The organism is Streptomyces sp. B21-105 (assembly GCF_036898465.1).
In the GTDB taxonomy this organism is placed as follows: Bacteria; Actinomycetota; Actinomycetes; order Streptomycetales; family Streptomycetaceae; genus Streptomyces.
Genome location: NZ_JARUMJ010000001.1, coordinates 8806976 through 8825502, shown reverse-complemented (window position 1 = coordinate 8825502; position 18527 = coordinate 8806976). Strand labels below are relative to the sequence as shown.

Sequence of the window (18527 nt, the reverse complement as noted above, 5' to 3'; positions counted from 1 at the left end):
GGCCCCCTATGCCATCGCAGAAGCAAAGGAACCGCTTCGGGGGACCTCGTCCGTCGACGGGCGCCGGTTGGGGTTCGTCGGGATGGGCACTCGGCGGGGGACCTGTCCTGGTGTTCCGGAGGTGTGGCGTGGCGGTACGGCATCGTCTGATCAAGGTGAGTCCCCAGACCGTGTGGGCCGTCCTCGCGGACGGCGGTCGCTACGCGGAGTGGGTGGTGGGCACGGCGTCCTCCGAACCGGTGCGGGGACAGTGGCCGCAGGTCGGCTCCGCGATCCGCTACGAGGTGCGCCTCGGCCCCCTGCGGCTCACCAACGAGACAGTCGTCCGGCATTGCGAGGAGGCCTCCGAACTGGAGCTGGAGGCGCACGCGGGCGTGCTGGGATCGGCACGCATCGCCATCGGGCTGCGCCCCTGGGGTGAGCACTGCCTGGTGATCGTGGACGAGCATCCGCTGCAGGGAGCGAGCGGGCGGCTCCACAACGTGGGTTTCGAAGGACTGATCCAGCTGCGGCACCGCGCGATGCTGGCCCGGCTCGCCCGGGTCTGCGAGGACCAGAGCCGGTCGGCACGGCCGTCGGGCTTGCGAGGGCGCGGGGAGGCAGCGCACGGCGTCGGCGGCGGTCATGCCTGATGCGGTGGTGATCGGCGCCGGACCCAACGGGCTGGTGGCGGCCAACCTGCTCGCCGACGAGGGCTGGAGCGTGGAGGTCCTGGAGGAGCAGCCGGGGCCCGGGGGCGCGGTACGCCACGACCGGGAGGTCGACCCGGAGTTCGTCAACGACCTCTGCAGCTCGTTCTATCCGCTCGCCGCCGCGTCGCCCGTGCTGCGGCGGCTGCGTCTCGGCGATCACGGGCTGCGCTGGAGCCACGCACCCCGCGTGCTGGCCCATCCCCTCACAGACGGCAGCTGCGCGGTGCTCGCCCGGGACCTCGACGCCACCGCCGACTCCCTCGACGCCTTCCACCCCGGCGACGGCGACGCGTGGCGGCGCCTGCACGACACATGGAACCGGCTCGCCCCGGACATCCTGGACGCCCTGTTCACCCCGTTCCCGCCGCTGCGCGCCACCGCCCGGCTCGCCGCGAGGCTCAGGGGGGCCGGCGGCCTGCGCATGGCCCGGACGCTGATCCTGCCCGTGCGCCGTCTGGGGAGTGAGGAGTTCGGGGGTGAGGGCGGCAGACTGCTGCTGGCCGGGAACGCGCTGCACGCCGACCTGGCTCCGGAGGCCGCGGGCAGCGGGGGCTTCGGCTGGCTGATGTCCATGCTCGGGCAGAGCCACGGCTTTCCGGTGCCGGTCGGCGGCGCGGGGGCGCTGACCGACGCCCTCGTGCGCCGGCTGCGGTCGCGTGGCGGCGTCCTGCGCTGCGGGCAGCGCGTGCGCCGCGTGATCGTGCGGGAGGGGCGGGCCGTCGGCGTGCGCACGGCCGAGGGAGAGACGGTGGATGCGCGGCGCGCCGTCCTCGCGGACGTGTCGGCGTCGGCGCTGTACGGCGAGCTCGTCGAGGCCGAGCACCTGCCGTCCCAGGTGCTCGACGACCTCAGGCGCTTCGCCTGGGATTTCGCGACCTTCAAGGTGGACTGGGCGTGCGACGGTCCCGTGCCCTGGCGGGCCGCGCCGGCCGCGCAGGCCGGCACGGTCCATCTGGCGGACGGCGTGGACGAACTCACCCGTTTCGCGGCCCAGATCGCCATGGGCCAGGTGCCCGACCGGCCGTTCGCCCTGTTCGGCCAGATGACCACGGCGGACGCCTCACGCTCGCCCCGGGGGACCGAGGCCGCCTGGGCGTACACCCATCTTCCGCAGGTCGTCACGTCGGACGCGGGCGACGAGGGGCTGACGGGTGCCTGGAGTCCCCGGGAGCAGGAGATCATGGCCGACCGGATCGAACGCCAGGTCGAACGGTTCGCTCCCGGGTTCCGCTCCCTCATCCGGGCCCGCCGCATCCTGGCCCCGCCCACGCTCCAGGCGCTGGACAGCAACCTGTACGGGGGGGCGATCAACGGCGGCACCGCGGCCATGCACCAGCAGCTCGTCTTCCGTCCCGTGCCCGGAACCGGCCGCCCGGAGACGCCTGTCAAGGGGCTCTATCTCGCCTCGGCCTCCGCGCACCCGGGCGGAGGCGTCCACGGCGCCCCGGGATCCAACGCCGCCCGCGCCGCACTGCACCGGCAGCGGCTCTCGGGACTCACCCGCGCACAGCGCGTCCTCACCCGCCGGGACCGCACCGGACGGAAGCCACCGCACACACCGTGACGACGCCCGCCCCACCGCCCCGAGATCCTTTGCACAAGGAACGGACAGCACCATGGACATCCCGAAGGACGGCCCCGACCGCGCCCTTGCGCAGGACGGCCCCGACCGCGCCCTTGCGCAGGACGGCCCCGACCGCGCCCACCGGCGCCCGGAAGGCGTCAGCGACGAGACCGTGGAAGCGCTCGGGGCGCTGTCCAAGGCCCTGGAGACCACCGAACGCGCACGGGGCCACCTCTACAGCTTCCACCAGCTGACCGGCACCGCGGACTTCCAGCTGGACCAGGCCGTCGACCTGCTGCGCAAGGCCGGCCACCCCGAGTGGGCCGACAAGGTGCGCACGGAGATCCTGGGCCGCAACGTGATCCCCGGGCACTGGACCTTCCAGATCGTCGAGGCGTACGACGCGACCTACCACCGGCCGTTCACGCACCTCGCGCGTGAGGCCGTGGACCAGCTGGCCCAGGGCCGCGACCACCTGTTCGAGGCCGAGCTGAAGGAGACCCGACGCACCACCGGCCACCCGGCCCACACCGCCCGTCCAGCCGACGGCAGCGACCGTCCGGGCTGAGCCCGCCCCTGCCGGCGTGCCGCAGCACCAGAAGGGAACCGCCGTGGACGACAGCCCTCTCAAGGACCGCACCGTCGTGATCACCGGAGCGGCACGCGGCGTGGGAGCGGCTCTCGCGGCCGCGCTCGCCGGGCGGGGGGCGCGGCTGGCCCTGCTCGACCACGACGGGACGGCGCTGCGGGCGACGGCGGCCGCGCTGCCGGCGACCACGCTCGCCCTGCGGGTCGACGTCACCGACGCCGGGGCCCTCGCCGACGCCGCCGAGGTCGTCCGCGGGCGCCTGGGACCGCCGTCGGCCGTCGTGGCGAACGCGGGCGTCGCCGAAGCCGCCCCCTTCGCCCGCTCCGACGCCGCGACGTGGCGCCGCGTGGTCGAGGTCAACCTCGTCGGCAGCGCTCAGACGGCGCGGGCCTTCCTGCCCGACCTGATGCGGACCGCGGGCTATCACCTGCAGATCGCCTCGCTGGCGTCCCTCGGCGCCGCCCCGCTGATGAGCGCGTACTGTGCGTCGAAGTCCGGGGTGGAGGCCTTCGCCCACGCCCTGAGGGCCGAGGTCGCGCACCGTGACGTGGCCGTGGGCCTCGCCTACCTCAGCTGGATCGACACCGACATGATCCGCGACGGCGACCGGTACGCCGCCCTGCGGGAGTTGCGGAGCCACATGCCGTTCCCCGCCCGGCGCGTGCACCCGGCGGAGGCCGTCGCGGCCCGCCTCGTCCATGCCGTGGAACAGCGGAGCACCGCTGTCTACATCCCCTCGTGGCTGCGTCTGGCCCAAGTGGGCCGGGCGGCGATCCCTCCGCTCGTCCTGCGTGCGACACGACGGACCCTGCCCCGGCTCGAGGCCGAGGAGCCCTTGCACCCGACGGGCCTGCTGGGCGCCGGCGGCCGCTCCGACCGGGCCGCCACCACCGCCCCCGACTAGCGGCGCGGACGGCATCCGGAGGACACATCTCCCGTTTGCGTGCGCACACACTCCGCGCCTTCGCCGGACGACCGTCCGAGCGCCGTCGCTGGTAGGAATGCCGGTGGGGTGGTATCCGGGGAGGGGGACCGGTGGCGATGCGTGCCCGCACCAAGGACCGGGGAGACATCCGCGGCAGGAAGCCGGCCCGTGCCGCCCTGCCGTCCGCGGCGATCGCCCTCTGCCTCGTCCTCACCGCCCTCACCACGGGCTGCCGGTCGGACACGGCCGGCGCGCCGGGCGTCGCCGGCCGTGTCCGCGATCACCTACGAGAACGTCGACGACGGCCAGGAGGACGAACACTCCACGGACGAGCAGCGCGCCGTCAATCACCTCTGCTACCTCTACGGGGCCGGCCCGGCACGGCACGCGGACCTCGTCGGCCCGCGGTCGCTCCCCGCACACCGTGCACGCGGCTGCGAACGGGAGTGGAAGAACGTGCGCGCCACGTGGACGGACGCCCTGGGGGCGGACCCGGACCACACGCCCCGCGCGGGGTCGTGACGTGGGTCGCTCGGCCGCGTGTCAGGCCCGGGGCGGCTGTCGGCGCGAGCCGCCCCGGGCGCAGGTGACGCAGGTGGTGGCCGCCGGACGGATCTCCAGGCGTTCGGGCGGGATCGTCCTGCCGCAGCCTTCACACCGTCCGTACTGTCCCTGGTCGAGACGTTCCAGCGCCCGGTCCAGTTCTTCCAGGTGCTCGTGCGCCTGCGCCATCAGGGAGGCCACGTGGGCCCGCTCGAAGGCGGTGGTGCCTCCTTCGGGGTCGTGCTCGTCGTCGACCGCGATCAGGGCGTTCGCCGCGACGATCCCGTCGAAGTCCCGGCTCAGCGCGGCCGCCCGGGCGAGCGTGCCCGCTCGGTCGGCCGCGAGGCGCGTGCGGGCCCTCGAGAGGATGGACGGATCGGGCCCGTCGTCGCTGCAGCGGGATGCTTCTCCCATGCTGTGACAACGCGGATACGCGGTCCACGATTCCCCGGCCGCGGCTGCCGACCGCATGCCGTCGTGCAGGAGTGCAGGAGGGCAGGGCAGGAGGGCAGGAGGGCATCCTGGAAACCGCTGCGCCCTGGAGACCGGTGTCCTGGGGCACCCGCTGTCAGCTGAGGGACGCGTCTATCGAAGACAGTGGCACGGAGAACAGCACGCGCTGCGGAATCGCCGTTTCGGTGCCGGACCAGTGTCCCGCGCTGTCTGCCGCCCATTCGGTGAGCGTCCACACCCGGCCCGTACTCCACCAGTAGGACATGCTCTCGGTGTGCTGGCCCCAGCAGGCATATGTGATGTCCTGCCCGCAGTTGGCGGCCGCCTTGGCTCCGCTGGTGTTCTGCCGCCACAGGATGCCGTGCTGACCCACACCGCCGCGAGCGTCGGCGACGTAGAAATCGGGTGTGCCGCCGCTGGTGGCGCTGTGGGACAGCACGCCCTGCAGTCCGACGGCCTTCGTTTCGTACGCCTGCGAGGCGTTCACCCGGCCGTTGCCGTCCGTGGCGAGGTAGCCGGGGTCCGAGCCGAAGTCGTATCGCCAGATGCGGGCCGGCTGCGTGCCGCCGGAAGAGAACCACTCGGTGGCGACCAGACTGTCCGGCACGCTGCTGCGGTCCAGGGAGACGGACCCGAAGCACGGCCGCGCGTCGTCGTTGGCAGAACTGCAGGCCCCGCCGGCGAGGCTGTAGGAGCCGATGGCCGGCATCACGTACTGGTACCCGCCTGCCGACCATCCACCGCTCACCTTGCCGACCGTCGGGCTGTTGACGGTCGCCTGGAGGATGCGCTTCATGTCGAAGATGTACATCACGTTGGCATCGGCGTCCTTCTCCCAGGACGTGACGATCAGCTTGTCCTGGTACCAGACCATGCCGCCCATGTGGGTCTTGAGGGCGCGGTAGTCGGTGCCGCCGTTGAGCGGGACGACCGGCAGTACCCAGCGATACTTGAACGCACTGGGGTTGTTGGCGTCGATGAAGGCGATACGGCCCATGTGGTCGGTGGTGGTGGTGCCGTTCTGCCCCCAACCGGACAGAATCACCTTGTTGTTGCCCCACACGCCGTCGTTGTCCGCGTCTCCTGACGAGGTAACGGACTGCGGCAGCCAGTCCTGTGTCACCGCGTCACCGGTGTCCCAGCAGTACGCGGACTCAGCGGTCGGCTTCACCGGCAGGGCGGAGGTCTCCGTGCCGGAGCAGCTCGCCGCGTTGCGCATCGTGTGGTTGGCGCTGGCGAGGACCTGGTCGACCCCGCGGGACGTGCCCATCTCGTTCGCCAGGTTGTCGAGCGAGGCGGTCGGAACGCGGTGCTCGACCAGTCGGAGCTTCGCCAGCTCCGAGGAGGAGGTGATCGCGGTAAGGGCTCCCGGGTTGTCGCCGGGGGCCGCCTCAGCGGTGTGCGCAGGCAACAACAGGGCGGCCACCGCCAGGCAGGCGGTGGCCACAGCGGCTCGCAGGCCGTTTCTACGCATTCTGTGGATCCTTGTCTCGACGGAAGTTGAGGCGGCTACGACCGCGGTCCACGGTGACCGCGGTGTCGTCGCACAGGGCAGAGCGTCGCAGGACTTCCCCGCACGCGACGCACTGGGGGCGACATGAGAGGCCGGGTCCCGGAGCTCTGGGCGCCGGGACCCGGCCGACGGCGCTCGGCTACCGGATCGCGGTGCAACGGCAGTAGGTGATGACGTCGCCCGGCGTACTCAGACCTTTATGGAGATGCGGCTGCTCTCGCTGAGGTCCTTCGCGAACGTGGCGCAGTTGCCGTCGTTGCTCGGGTCGTTGCCCTTGATGAGGACGCTGCCGTTACCCGGGTCGCCGCTGGAACCGGGGGTAGATGTAGCCGCGGACGCCGTGCCCGTCCGAGCTCAGGTCGCACACCGTCAGGGTGTCGCCGTTCTCGGTCCAGCCGGCCCAGCCGCCGCGGGTGCCGGTGTAGGCGCCCGCGTCGGCCGCGTATGGAGTTCCTCCGCCGATCAGAAGGCCGGCTGACCCCAGGGCAAGTGCCCCGGCCAATCGGTACTTCATGTTTCTCCTCGGTAGAGCGGGTCGGGGCCGCTGTGCGCGAGCAGCCGGAACAAGCTCGAGGCGAAGCAGGCGTTGTCCGACAACTCGCCTTGCAGGACAACTACTTGAGCTGTCGTCGGGTGCCTCCCGGCGGCGGCGGTCACCACCTTGCACCGTCGGCTGTCCTCCTGTCGTTGACGGAGGATCCACAACTGGCTATGCAGAGAGTCCAGTGGGCCAGGACCTGAGGACGGGGAGTTCGACGACTCCGCGACACGACCCGCGTCGCTCGAGGCATTCACCTCGGGGCATTCACCTCGGGGCAGCGGCCGATGCCTGGGCGGTCGACCGCGAGGTGCGGCAGGCGCGCGCCGCCGGCGGTGACCGCGCGCCGCTGCCCCGGTCCTCCCCGGGCCCGTCACGCTCACCGTGGTACTCGTCGCGTGCAAAGCTGGGTATGCGGTGGTTTCAGGGCGGCGGACGAGGGAGGACGGCGTGGACTGGGACCGGTTTGCGGAGCAGCTGGCGTCGATGGCGCGGGATCTTCTCGCGCAGGATTCGGTCGGCGCCACACTCGAGCGGATCACCACGTCAGCCACCGAACTGGTGACGGGCTGTGACGCCGCAGGCATCCTCGTGCTGCACGAAGCGCAGGTGGAGTCGCTCGCCCCCACCGATCGTCTGGTCGTCGACAGCGACCGCCTGCAGGCGCGGCTCGGCGAGGGACCCTGCTTCGACGCCGCCCGCAGCGCGGACGGGGAGCGGGTCTTCCGCATCGCCGACCTCACCGGCGAGCAGCAGCGCTGGCCCGCCTACGCCCCGCAGGCCCACGCGCTCGGCGTGGGCAGCATGATGGGCTTCCTGCTCTTCACCGACGAGGAGGATCTCGGCGCGCTGAATCTCTACTCGCGGAGGCCGGGCGCGTTCGACGAGGCCAGTGAGCTGGCCGGCTGGCTGCTAGCCTCGCACGCCGCGGTCGCGTTCTCCAGCGCCCGCACCCACGCGCAGATGGAGCAGGCCGTCGCCACCCGGCACGCCATCGGCGAGGCCATGGGCATCCTCATGGGAAGCCACCGCCTCAGCGAGGAGCAGGCCTTCGACGTGCTGCGCCGCTACTCGCAGGAGAACAACGTCAAGCTCCGCGAGGTCGCGCGCCTGGTCTGCGAGAAGGGCGGACTCTCATGACCGTTCGGGGGCGGCTCCCCCGGCACGCAGTCTGAACCGAAGAAGCCTGGGCCGGGCCAGCCCCATGGGACCGCCGCTGGGCCCTGCCTGCACTTCAAGTCCCCTCTTCGGGGTCTCTCACACCTGATTCCCGGCCCTCGCGCCGCCTCCCCCGCTATTTTCGCCCGGCGATTTCCCTGGGCTCGTGCAAGTGTACGAAAGCCTTTTGTAACCGAGGAAACATTTCACGAACCCCCGTCCGGTCCGCCTGGATCACCCCTACCGACGGCATGGCGCAACAAGAGAGGCACACCATGCGGGGATTCCCGGTCATCGGAATACCCGGAGCAGGTCTGGCTGGTCGGCTCGAACCGGCCGATCTTGATCAGGGTCCGTCCGTACCGCTGCGCCCTGTACCGGAGCATGTCGATGAATGAGGCCCAGCCGGCGTCGTGGACGGACTTGGCCAGCTTGGTGCGGGCCAGTCCCGTCACCGACAGGTCCTCCACGGCGATCCCTTGGTTCTCGGAGATCAGCTGTGTGGAGAGCCGGTGGTGGAACTCATGGCGGGCATCGGTGACCTTGGCGTGGGCGCGAGCGACCTTGAGCCGGGCCTTGGCGCGGTTCTTCGAGCCTTTCTGTTTGCGGGACAGTTCCCGCTGGGCCTTCTTCAGCTTCTTCTCCGCGCGGCGCAGAAACCGCGGGGAGTCGATTTTCGTGCCGTCGGACAGGACGGCGAAGTGGGTCCGTCTCTCCGTCGCCGCGGATGACGAGGGCGGGCGGATGCCCTCCGGAGGCGAGGCTGACGGTGACGTGACCGGTGTCCGGGTCACGGGTCACGGGTCACGGGTCACGGGTGAGGATGCCGAAGATCGCCGTGCAGTATCGCGGGTCGCCGCCGGTACAGCGCTCGTGCAGCACCGTGTTCAAGGTGGTGAGCGCGGTGACCGGGTCGGGATCGTGCAGGGCCGCCGCCCGCAGGGTGTAGCGGGTCAGCAAGGTGACCGCGGCGGCTTTGGGGCCCTTGCCGCACACTTCGCCGCGGAAGAACGCCCAGCGGCTTCCGTTCAGGGCGAACAGGTCGTAGGACGGGGAAGGCGGAGTAGCGGAGTAGACGATGCCCCAGCTCACGATCTGCGTGGCGCAGAGGGCGGGCAGGGCGGCACGGGGCCGCGACCGGTCCCCTGCTCCGGTCGCGACCCCGCCGTCTCGGGTGCTGAGGTCGGTCACGAGCCGCAGCAGCCGCCCGCCGGCGCCTCCTCAGCAGCGGCCCCGGCCGCGACGGGGGCGCCGAGCTGGACGAGCTGCGGCGCGGGCGCGCAGCAGCCGCCGCCGTCGGCCTCCTGGGTGCCGGGGGCGTCGAACAGGCCGGCGCCGCCGCAGACTCCGGTCTCGGGCAGGGTGAGTTCCACGCGGTCCGCCGCGTCGAGGTCGCCGGCGATCGCGGCGGCCACCGAGCGGACCTGCTCGTAGCCGGTCATCGCCAGGAACGTCGGCGCGCGGCCGTAGGACTTCATCCCGACCAGGTACACCCCCGGTTCGGGGTGGGAGAGCTCGCGGTGGCCGTGCGGGTAGACGGTGCCGCAGGAGTGCTGGTTGGGGTCGATCAGCGGAGCCAGCTCAACCGGGGCTTGGAGGCGCTCGTCGAGGCCCAGACGCAGCTCGCCCAGGAAGGACAGGTCGGGGCGGAAGCCGGTCAGCACGATCACCTCGTCGACCGCGTCCAGGGGGCGCCCGTCCTCGCCCACCAGGACCAGACGGCCGTCTGTGTCGCGCTCGACCGCTTCGGTGCGGAAGCCGGTCACGGCGTCCGCGTGGCCCTCGTCGACGGCGGCCTTCGCCGCCAGGCCCAGGGCGCCGCGCGCCGGGAGCTGGTCGGCCTCGCCACCGCCGAAGGTGGACCCGGAGATGCCCCGACGCAGGATCCATACGCCCTTCGTGCCCGCGCCGTCCTTGGACTTGGCGAGGTCGGCGAGGTAGGCGAGGGCAGTGAAGGCGGAGGCGCCGGAGCCGATCACGGCAGTGCGCTTGCCCGCGTACCGGGCGCGGACGGCGGGGTCCTTCAGGTCCGGGACGCGGTAGGTGATCCGGTCGGCCGCCGCACGCTCGCCAAAGGCGGCAAGGCCGCTGCCGCCGGCCGGGCTGGGCGTGGCCCAGGTGCCGGAGGCGTCGATGACGGAGCGGGCGAAGACGCGCTCCTCATGGCCGTCGGCGTGGGTGAAGTGCACGACGAACGGCTGCTGCTCGCGGTCGGCGTCGACGATGCGGTCCCGGCCGGTGCGCGAGACGCCGGTGACCGTCGCACCGAGGCGGACGCGGTCGCCGAGGACGTCGGCGAGCGGCTGTAGGTACTGCTCGGCCCAGTCGCCGCCGGAGGGGTAGGTGTCCGGGTCGGGGCGGGTCCATCCGGTGGGAGCGAGGAGCTTCTCGGCGGCCGGGTCGACGACCTCGCCCCAGGTGGAGAACAGGCGCACGTGCGCCCACTCGCGCACCGCTGCGCCAACCTTCTGACCGGCTTCCACGACCAAGGGCTCGATGCCCTGGTCGAGCAGGTGGGCGGCGGCGGCCAGGCCGGCGGGTCCGGCTCCGATCACGACGACGGGCAGCTCGGTTGTGGCGGGCGCGTTCACGGCGACTCCTTGCGTGGTTCGACATCTGTCGATGGCTTGCGCGGCCCAGCATGGCACCTGTATTGATGAGCGTCAACATAGACATTCATCGAATCCAGGGGGATCGGTTATGGAGCACATCGACGTCGCCGTTACTGGTTCGACGTGTGTCAACATAGACGTATGTCGAATGCGAAGGTGCTGCCGCTGATCGAGCCCGCCGATGGTCAGGGTGTGGCGCCATGCTGCCCGCCGCTGGCCGAGCGCCCCATGAGCGCCGCGGAGGCGGAGACCGCGGCGCGGATGTTCAAGGCGCTCGGCGACCCTGTGCGGCTGCGGCTGTTCTCCGCCGTGGCCTCGCACGAGGGCGGGGAGGCATGCGTGTGCGACATCTCCGACGTCGGCGTCTCCCAGCCCACCGTGTCCCACCACCTGAAGAAGCTGAAGGAGGCCGGACTGCTCACCTCGGAGCGGCGCGGCACCTGGGTGTACTACCGGGTCGAGCCCTCGGTGCTCGCGGCCATGGGCAAGCTGCTGGCCATGCCGGCTGCGGCCTGACGACCGGACCAGGTGCTGGTGGCACTGATGACCGCCTTCCCCCGCCAACTGCCCGCGTCGGCTTCGACCAGGAGCCGGTCTGCGTCGCGACGCACGGCGCCCACGTGGGCGCCGTGCTGGACCGGCATGTCGTAGCGCTTCTCGTAGTCGGCGAGGTAGTCGACCACGTGTCCGGCGTCCGGGTAGGTCTCGCCCGCCTGGGTGGGCATGAGCCGGCCCGGCAACGAGGAGTGGTCCGCCGGAGAGAACAGGTGCAGGGAGTCCCACATGTGCTGCCAGGAGCCGCCCGGCGCCGTATCTGCGTCCAGGATCACGAAGTCGAGACCCTGCCGGCGCAGGTGGTAGCCGGCGGCGAGCCCGGCTTGGCCGCCGCCGACCACCACTACATCCGTGTGCCGTGTCACGGGGCCGTGGTCACCGCGTCGGGGGCGAACCTCCTTCGCCAGGCGAGCGCGACGTAGACCAGGCCGATCAGCACCGGGACTTCGATCAGCGGTCCGACGACGCCGGACAGCGCCTGACCGGAGGTGACACCGAAGGTCGCGATGGCGACCGCGATGGCCAGCTCGAAGTTGTTGCCCGCCGCCGTGAACGCCAGCGTCGTGGTGCGGTCGTAGGCCAGGCCCAGGCCCTTGCCGAGCAGGAACGTGCCGAAGAACATGATCGCGAAGTACACCACGAGCGGCAGTGCGATGCGTACGACGTCCAGCGGCTGCGAGGTGATCGTCTTTCCCTGCAGGGCGAAGAGGATGACGATCGTGAACAGCAGCCCGTACAGAGCCCAGGGGCCGATCTTCGGCAGGAACTTCGCCTCGTACTTCTCGCGGCCCATCTTCCGCTCGCCGAAGCGGCGGGTCAGGAAGCCGGCCAGCAGCGGAATGCCGAGGAAGATGACGACGTTCAGGGCGATGTGCCAGACGGACACGTCCAGGCCCTGGCCGTCGCCCAGGTTCATCCAGCGCGGCAGCAGGTCGAGGTAGAACCATCCCAGCAGCCCGAACGCGAGCACCTGGAACACCGAGTTCAGCGCGACCAGGACAGCGGCGGCCTCGCGGTCGCCGCAGGCGAGGTCGTTCCAGATGATGACCATGGCGATGCAGCGGGCCAAGCCGACGATGATCAGCCCGGTGCGGTACTCGGGCAGGTCCGGCAGGAAGATCCACGCCAGCGCGAACATGACGGCCGGGCCGACGATCCAGTTGATGACCAGCGAGGAGATGAGCAGCTTGCGGTCGCTGGTCACGCGGTCGAGCCGGTCGTAACGGACCTTCGCGAGGACCGGGTACATCATCACGAGCAGGCCGAGCGCGATCGGCAGGGAGATCCCGCCGATCTCGATCTTCGCCAGTGCGTCGTTCATGCCGGGGATGAGACGGCCCAGGCCGAGGCCGACGGCCATGGCGAGCAGGATCCACACCGCGAGGTAGCGGTCGAGGGTGGAGAGCTTCTTGACGATCGAGTCGTCCCCACCGCCGGCCGGAGCGGAGGCGGTAGCGGGCTCGGTGGAGGTCACGGGCAGGCCCTCTTGTTCTCGGAAGCGGTACGGGCGGACTCGGCCAGTGCGGCGAACTGCTCGGAGAGCCCGGCCAGGACCTCGGGCTTCAGCTTGTAGTAGGTGAAGCGGCCGCAGGGCTCGGTCTCCACGATCCCCGCCTCGCGCAGCACCTTCATGTGGTTGGACAGGTTGGTCTGCTTGGCTCCGGTCTCCTCGACCAGGTGCGTCGTGCAGAGCGTCTCGCGCGCCAGCAGGGTCACGATCTGAAGGCGGAGCGGATCGCCCAGCACCCGGATCACATCAGGATCGACTGAAGTCAGCATGCGCTGATATTCTCACATCATCAACCGCTGACATCAGCGGGGGCTGAAGTCATTGGCGGCTGGGTTCCGCCACGCGACGAGAGAGAACGATCACCATGGCCGACAAGCCGTCCGTCCTGTTCGTCTGCGTCCACAACGCCGGCCGCTCCCAGATGGCCGCCGCGTGGCTGACCCACCTGGCCGGAGACCGCGTCGAGGTCCGCTCCGCCGGCTCCAACCCCGGCGATCAGGTCAACCCGGCCGCCGTCGAGGCCATGGCAGAGGTCGGCATCGACATCTCCAAGGAGACGCCGAAGATCCTCACCATCGACGCGGTCCGCGAGTCGGACGTCTGCATCACCATGGGCTGCGGCGACAGCTGCCCCGTCTTCCCCGGCAAGCGCTACCTCGACTGGAAGCTCGAGGACCCGGCCGGCCAGGACGTCGAGGCCGTGCGCCCGATCCGCGACGAGATCAAGACCCTGGTCGAGGGCCTGATCGCCGAGATCGCCCCCGCGAAGCCGGAGGCCACAGCGTGAGCGAGATACGCGAGGGTCGTCATCATCGGCTCCGGCCCCGCCGGATACACCGCCGCCCTCTACATCTTCGTCGGCGGCTCGGTGACCACCACGACCGAGGTCGAGAACTTCCCCGGCTTCCCCCAGGGCGTCGACGGCCCGGTCCTGACGGAAAACATGCGGGCCCAGGCCGAGAAGTTCGGCGCCGAGATGATCGACGACGACATCGTGTCCGTCGACCTGACCGGCGACATCAAGCTCCTCACCGACTCAGCCGGCACCGTCCACCGCGCCAGGACCGTGATCATCGCGACCGGATCCGGCTACCGCAAACTTGGCCTGCCGAAGGAGGACGAACTGTCCATCGTCGTGGTCGGCGGCGGCGACACCGCCATGGAGGAAGCCACCTTCCTCAAAGGGCGGGAAGCGGCGCTCGACCTCCCCAGGCATCGCGCCGCTTCCCGCCGACTCGGTTTCGACTACCCCGCGTCCGCCGCTCTACGCACACCGGATCCGGGGAACGTTCACACCCGCCGGGAGGCGTTCACAGCAGGAGATGGCGTTCCATCCAGTCGGCGGCGGCCCGGCGGAACAGCCGCCGGTTGTCCGCGCGCAGGAAGTCGTGGCCCTCGTCGCGCAGCGTCAGCAGCTCGGCGGCGAGACCCCGTTCGCGGGCGGCCCGCACGAACTGCCGCGACTCCTCCGGCGGCACATTGGTGTCGTGTTCGCCGTGGACGGCCAGCACCGGGACGCGCAGCGCGTCGATGCGGGTCATCGGCGACAGGGAGCGCAGCAGTTCCCGGTCGCGGTCGGGGTGACCGTACTTGTGCGCAGCGGACTCGGCGAGCCAGGGCTCGGTCGCGGCGAAGAAGGTCAGGAAGTCCGACATGCCGCAGACGGCCACTCCGGTGCGGAACAGTCCGGGGTGCCACACCAGGGAGGCGAACGTCAGGTAGCCGCCGTAGGAGCGGCCCATGACGGCCAGCCGGGTCGGGTCCGCGAGCCCCGTCGTGACGATGTGGGCCGCGCAGTCGGCTACGTCGTCCAGGGCGGCGAAGCGGCCCGCGCCGAGGTCGGCGTCGAGGAACGAGCGGCCGTGGCCGGAGGATCCGCGCACGTCCGGGGCGAAGACGTCCAGGCCGCGCCCGGTCAGTTCGTGGTAGAGCGGGTGGAGGATGGGGCGTTCCTGTTCCTCGGGGCCGCCGTGCAGATGGACCACGCAGGGGGCCGGCACGTTCGGGGGGCGGCCCGGCGCGCGGTAGTACCAGCCGTGCAGCGGCAGTCCGTCGCGCGCGGTCAGCCGCAGCGGGACGGGGCGCACGGGCGGGCGGCCGGGCGGGACGGCGTCCTCGTCCTTCGAGGACCAGGGGGTGCGCAGGAGGGACACGCCTTCGTGGGCCCACCACACGCCGGGGCGGCGTTGCGAGCCCGACAGCGCGAGCAGCAGGCGGCCCGCGCCGGCCGCCGTGACGCGGGTGACGACCTCGTGGGGCAGCGGGATGGGCCGTGCCGGGCCCGTGCGGTCGGGAGCGTGGCGTACGGGGACGCCCCAGAAGGCGGGGAAGGTCTCGACCAGTTCGAGTTCGCTCGCCCCCCGGGTGTTCCAGGCCAGCGCGGCGGTGCGGCCGTCGTGGGCCAGCGCCAGCAGTTGGAGGTCGCAGCCGTCCCGTTCCGCGACGACAACGGTGTGGCCCGGCGCGTCCAGGGGGTCGTCGGACGCTGCGTCGGGCCTGCCGTCCGCGTCCAGGACCACGGCGAGCAGGGCCGCGTACTCCCGGTCCGCGTTGCTGCGCAGCCACAGCGTGCGGGCGTCGGGCGAGAACCTGCCGATCCACGGGTCTCCGTCGGCGACCGGCAGGGCGAAGGTGGCCGTCGCGTCGTCCGTCCGCCGCACGACGGCCTCCCGGCGGCCGCGCGGTCCCCGGCGCAGCAGCACGAGCGAGCCGTCCCGGCTGAGGTCACAGGCCCGCAGGGTGGCCGCGTGGGTCTCGGTGGTCAGCAGGGCGGGCGAGGCCAGCCCGTCGGGGTCGATCAGATAGACCGACAGGCCGCCGTCGGGGCGTACGGTCGCCGCCGTCGGCGCGGTGACGTCTGTCGGACCGCCGCTCGTCGCCCCGGCCGCCGGCGCCGTGGCGGTGGCCGGCCCCATTGCGGTGGCCGGCGCCCCGGCGGTGGCCGGTCCTTTCCATGTCGCGGCGTCGTACGAGGATGCGCCGAGGAGGGTGGCGGGTCCGCCGCGGTCGGCCCAGCCGGCAGGCGGGAGGGCGCCGTCGAGGGGGCCCGCGGCCGGGCCGCGGTCCGCCGGCGGGCGGCCCGGGGCGTCGCCGGGGGTGCGGGCGGCCGGCGCGGTGACCGTGACGGCGAGACCGGAGCCGTCGTGCGACCAGCAGCCCAGGTAGGCGGTGCTGCCCGGGTCGGCTCCGGCCAGCACGCGCCGTCCGGTGCCGTCGGGGCGCACGCACAGCACCCGGGAGTGCTCGCCGCCGCCCGGCGCGGTGGTGTACGCGATCCAGCGGCCGTCCGGCGACCAGGAGACCTCGGTGACGGGGTCCGGGGAGGAGTCCAGCAGCCGCACCTCGGCGCTGTTGACGGGGCCGGCCCAGAGCTGGGGCACCCCGCCGCGGTCGCAGATGAAGGCCACCTCGGCGCCGTCCGCGCCCGCGGAGGGGTACCAGCAGCCGTGCGCGCGCAGCCGGCTGACGGCCTCGCGCGGTCCGGCCGCCTCGGGCAGCAGCACCAGCGGCGGGGCCGCCGCGCACACCGCGCCGGGCGTGTCCCCGTCCGCGGGCCGGCTGTCCGCGAGCGTGGTCGCGAGCGAAGTGTCAGCGGTCCGGATGTCCGCGAGGGTTTCCGTGGACGACGTGCCCGTGGACGACGTTTCCGCGGGCCGGGTGGGCGCGTGCCGCGAGGACGCCCCGAGTGTCGCGAGGCCGGCGTCGACCCGCCGCGGCGCGGGCGTCGGGCCGTGCGCGGCTGTCGGCTCGCTCCGGTCGCCGTCGGTCACGTGATTCCGTGCGTCTGCAGCCATGTCTCCAGCAAAGCTACCTGCCAAAGGGCGTTCGCTCCGCGCCTGGTCCGGCACTCGTCGGGCGCCGCGAGGAGCTCGGCCACGTACGACTCCTGGAACAGGCCGCGTCGTGTCGCCTCGGGCGCCTTCAGCACCTCCTGCACGCGCTGCAGGACGGGTCCGGCCATATGGCGGATCGCCGGGACGGGGAAGTAGCCCTTGGGCCGGTCGACGACCTCGCGCGGCAGGAGCTTGCGGCCCGCCTCCTTCAGCACTCCCTTTCCGCCGTCGGCGAGTTTGAGCTCCGGCGGGCAGGCCGCGGCCAGCTCCACGAGCTCGTGGTCGAGGAACGGCACCCGGGCCTCCAGGCCCCAGGCCATCGTCATGTTGTCGACCCGCTTCACGGGGTCGTCGACGAGCATGACGTGCGTGTCGAGGCGGAGCGCCGCGTCCAGGGCGCTCTCCGCCCCCGGCACCGCCATGTGCGCGCGGACGAAGTCACCCGAGACGTCGGCGTGCGGCAGCATGTGCGGCTGGAGGACGCGGGCGAGGTCGGCGTGGGGCCGGTCGAAGTACGTGTCGGCGTACTGCTCGGCTTCGTCCTCCCGGGCGGCCTCGGCCAGCTGCGGGTACCAGTGGTAGCCGGCGAACACCTCGTCGGCGCCCTGCCCGCTCTGCACGACCTTCACCTCCTTCGACACCAGCTCGGACAGCAGGTAGAAGGCGACCACGTCGTGGCTGACCATGGGCTCGCTCATGGCCTCGATCGCGCCGTCCAGGGCCGTCGACACCCGGTCGGACGGCACCATCAGGCGGCGGTGGTCGGTGGCGAACTCCCGGGACACCAGGTCCGAGTACCGGAACTCGTCGCCGTCCTCGCCGCCCTCCGACTCGAAGCCGACGCTGAACGTCATCAGGTCCCGCTGCCCCTCGTCGGCGAGCAGCGCCACGATGAGGCTGGAGTCGAGGCCGCCGGAGAGCAGCACGCCGACCTGCACGTCGGACACCATCCGGCGTCGTACGGCGGTGCGCAGCGCCTCCAGCACCGCGTCACGCCATTCGTTCGCGCCCATGCCGGCGTACTCGGGCCGGCGAGTGTAGGACGGCTGCCAGTAACGGTGGTCGCGGTGCGTGCCGTCCGGCTCGACGACCCGCACGGTGGCCGGGGGCAGTTTGCGCACGCCGTTCAGGACGGTGCGGGGCGCCGCCACCGTGGCGTGCCAGCTGAGGTACTGGTGGACGGCCGCCGGGTCGAGCGAGGTGTCCACGTCCCCGGCGGCGAGGAGGGCGGGCAGCGACGAGGCGAAGCGCAGCCGGCCGGGCGTCCGGGACAGGTAGAGCGGTTTGATCCCGAGCCGGTCGCGGGCCAGCACCACGCGGCCGGTGCGGTGCTCGACGAGGGCGAAGGCGAACATGCCGTGGAAGTGCTCGACGCAGGCGGTCCCCCACTGCCGGTAGGCCTTGAGCACCACTTCGGTGTCGGACGTCGACGTGAAGCGGTGGCCGAGGCCGCGCAGTTCGGCGCGCAGCTCCTGGTAGTTGTACACGCAGCCGTTGAAGACGCCGGTGAGCTCGCCGCCGGCGTCCGTCATCGGCTGGGCTCCGAGGTCCGACAGGTCGATGATCTTCAGGCGCCGGTGTCCCAGCGCCACCGCGCCTCGAGTCCAGAGGCCCTGGCCGTCGGGTCCGCGGGCGGCGAGGCGGTCGCTCATGCGCCCGACGGCCGCCGGATCGGGGCGCCGTCCGTCGAAGCGGATCTCTCCGCTCAGACCGCACATGGCGTACCACCTCCGTTCCGCACGTCGGCGTCCGCGGGCCGGTGCCGTTGCCGGAGAACCGGACCGCCCTCGCCGATCACGACCTCAGCCGTGCTGCTGGACATGACAAAACCTTTCTGAACGGATCGTTTCTGACGGATCGTTTCTGACGGATCGATCTTTGAACGGATCGTCGGAACAGGCGCCGTCGGGCAGGCTCCGCGCGGTCGAGGCGTGGCTGCCGCGCAACCGCCCGCGCGGACACCGCCGCTCGCAGCCCGCCGGTGCGGGTCGACCGACCGGTGCTGCCCGGTCGGGGTACCCGGTGCCATGGCGGGTACGCGG

16 protein-coding genes and 4 pseudogenes are annotated in these 18527 nt (G+C 72.0%); 9 read left to right on the top strand and 11 right to left on the bottom strand.

Translation table 11 applies throughout. From position 1 onward, the window contains the following. Nucleotides 1-128 precede the first annotated feature (128 nt). The 5 genes from QA802_RS39425 (at nt 129) to QA802_RS39405 (ending at nt 4292) form a co-directional block, all read left to right on the top strand. Complete coding sequence (locus QA802_RS39425) at nt 129-632, top strand: SRPBCC family protein (RefSeq protein ID WP_334533403.1); 504 nt, start codon at nt 129-131, stop codon at nt 630-632. Further along, the gene (locus tag QA802_RS39420; protein WP_334533400.1) at nt 625-2256 is read left to right on the top strand and encodes a phytoene desaturase family protein; all 1632 of its coding nucleotides are present in this window, start codon (nt 625-627) and stop codon (nt 2254-2256) included. The genes QA802_RS39425 and QA802_RS39420 overlap by 8 nt, the downstream gene beginning before the upstream one ends. Before the next feature lie 52 nt (nt 2257-2308). After that, nucleotides 2309-2824 carry a hypothetical protein gene (locus tag QA802_RS39415; protein ID WP_334533397.1) on the top strand — a complete coding sequence of 172 codons (516 nt, stop codon included), beginning with the start codon at nt 2309-2311 and terminating at the stop codon, nt 2822-2824. A 43-nt stretch (nt 2825-2867) separates the two neighbouring features. After that, on the top strand, nt 2868-3749 hold the full coding sequence (locus QA802_RS39410) for a short-chain dehydrogenase/reductase (protein WP_334533394.1): 882 nt from the start codon (nt 2868-2870) through the stop codon (nt 3747-3749). 291 nt (nt 3750-4040) lie between these two features. Then, nucleotides 4041-4292, top strand: a complete 252-nt coding sequence (locus tag QA802_RS39405) for a DUF4344 domain-containing metallopeptidase (RefSeq protein WP_334533391.1) — start codon at nt 4041-4043, stop codon at nt 4290-4292. Nucleotides 4293-4313: 21 nt separating this feature from the next. On the opposite strand, the gene QA802_RS39400 is transcribed toward QA802_RS39405, so the two are convergent. From QA802_RS39400 to QA802_RS39390, 3 genes are all read right to left on the bottom strand, one after another. Continuing rightward, the gene (locus QA802_RS39400; protein WP_334533388.1) at nt 4314-4727 is read right to left on the bottom strand and encodes a TraR/DksA family transcriptional regulator; all 414 of its coding nucleotides are present in this window, start codon (nt 4725-4727) and stop codon (nt 4314-4316) included. Between the two features lie 154 nt (nt 4728-4881). Then, on the bottom strand, nt 4882-6240 hold the full coding sequence (locus tag QA802_RS39395; protein ID WP_334533385.1) for a hypothetical protein: 1359 nt from the start codon (nt 6238-6240) through the stop codon (nt 4882-4884). A 331-nt stretch (nt 6241-6571) separates the two neighbouring features. Further along, nucleotides 6572-6793, bottom strand: a complete 222-nt coding sequence (locus QA802_RS39390; RefSeq protein WP_334533382.1) for a hypothetical protein — start codon at nt 6791-6793, stop codon at nt 6572-6574. Between the two features lie 474 nt (nt 6794-7267). Here QA802_RS39390 and QA802_RS39385 point away from each other — a divergent pair, with 474 nt between their 5' ends. Beyond that, complete coding sequence (locus QA802_RS39385) at nt 7268-7957, top strand: GAF and ANTAR domain-containing protein (RefSeq protein ID WP_334533379.1); 690 nt, start codon at nt 7268-7270, stop codon at nt 7955-7957. A gap of 224 nt (nt 7958-8181) precedes the next feature. Here the strand turns inward: QA802_RS39385 and QA802_RS39380 are convergent. The 3 genes and pseudogenes from QA802_RS39380 to QA802_RS39370 form a co-directional block, all read right to left on the bottom strand. Further along, a pseudogene (locus QA802_RS39380) lies at nt 8182-8679 on the bottom strand (RNA-guided endonuclease InsQ/TnpB family protein); the annotation flags it as partial. Continuing rightward, nucleotides 8666-9022 (bottom strand): annotated as a pseudogene (locus QA802_RS39375) (PP2C family protein-serine/threonine phosphatase); the annotation flags it as partial. The pseudogenes QA802_RS39375 and QA802_RS39380, both read right to left, overlap by 14 nt. A 140-nt stretch (nt 9023-9162) precedes the next feature. Next, the gene (locus QA802_RS39370) at nt 9163-10566 is read right to left on the bottom strand and encodes an NAD(P)-binding domain-containing protein (protein ID WP_334533377.1); all 1404 of its coding nucleotides are present in this window, start codon (nt 10564-10566) and stop codon (nt 9163-9165) included. 162 nt (nt 10567-10728) lie between these two features. Between QA802_RS39370 and QA802_RS39365 the strand changes: the two genes are divergently transcribed. Continuing rightward, entirely contained in the window at nt 10729-11103 is a 375-nt protein-coding gene (locus QA802_RS39365) for an ArsR/SmtB family transcription factor (RefSeq protein WP_334533374.1), read from the top strand. A 5-nt stretch (nt 11104-11108) separates the two neighbouring features. Here QA802_RS39365 and QA802_RS39360 read toward each other — a convergent pair. The 3 genes and pseudogenes from QA802_RS39360 to QA802_RS39350 all read right to left on the bottom strand — a co-directional run. Next, nucleotides 11109-11507: pseudogene (locus QA802_RS39360) on the bottom strand (FAD-dependent oxidoreductase); the annotation flags it as partial. Continuing rightward, the gene (arsB, locus tag QA802_RS39355) at nt 11504-12616 is read right to left on the bottom strand and encodes an ACR3 family arsenite efflux transporter (protein WP_334533371.1); all 1113 of its coding nucleotides are present in this window, start codon (nt 12614-12616) and stop codon (nt 11504-11506) included. The pseudogene QA802_RS39360 and the gene arsB, both read right to left, overlap by 4 nt. Continuing rightward, on the bottom strand, nt 12613-12921 hold the full coding sequence (locus QA802_RS39350; RefSeq protein WP_334533368.1) for an ArsR/SmtB family transcription factor: 309 nt from the start codon (nt 12919-12921) through the stop codon (nt 12613-12615). The genes arsB and QA802_RS39350 overlap by 4 nt, the downstream gene beginning before the upstream one ends. A 95-nt stretch (nt 12922-13016) precedes the next feature. Between QA802_RS39350 and QA802_RS39345 the strand changes: the two genes are divergently transcribed. Then, nucleotides 13017-13439 carry an arsenate reductase ArsC gene (locus QA802_RS39345; protein ID WP_334533366.1) on the top strand — a complete coding sequence of 141 codons (423 nt, stop codon included), beginning with the start codon at nt 13017-13019 and terminating at the stop codon, nt 13437-13439. A 21-nt stretch (nt 13440-13460) separates the two neighbouring features. Next, a pseudogene (locus tag QA802_RS39340) lies at nt 13461-13883 on the top strand (NAD(P)/FAD-dependent oxidoreductase); the annotation flags it as partial. 79 nt (nt 13884-13962) lie between these two features. Here QA802_RS39340 and QA802_RS39335 read toward each other — a convergent pair. Both QA802_RS39335 and QA802_RS39330 read right to left on the bottom strand, forming a co-directional pair. Further along, on the bottom strand, nt 13963-16446 hold the full coding sequence (locus QA802_RS39335) for a prolyl oligopeptidase family serine peptidase (RefSeq protein ID WP_334533364.1): 2484 nt from the start codon (nt 16444-16446) through the stop codon (nt 13963-13965). Next, a complete protein-coding gene (locus QA802_RS39330) occupies nt 16419-18203 on the bottom strand; it encodes an N-acetylglutaminylglutamine amidotransferase (protein ID WP_334533362.1) in 1785 nt (594 codons plus the stop codon). The genes QA802_RS39335 and QA802_RS39330 overlap by 28 nt, the downstream gene beginning before the upstream one ends. Nucleotides 18204-18527 lie beyond the last annotated feature (324 nt).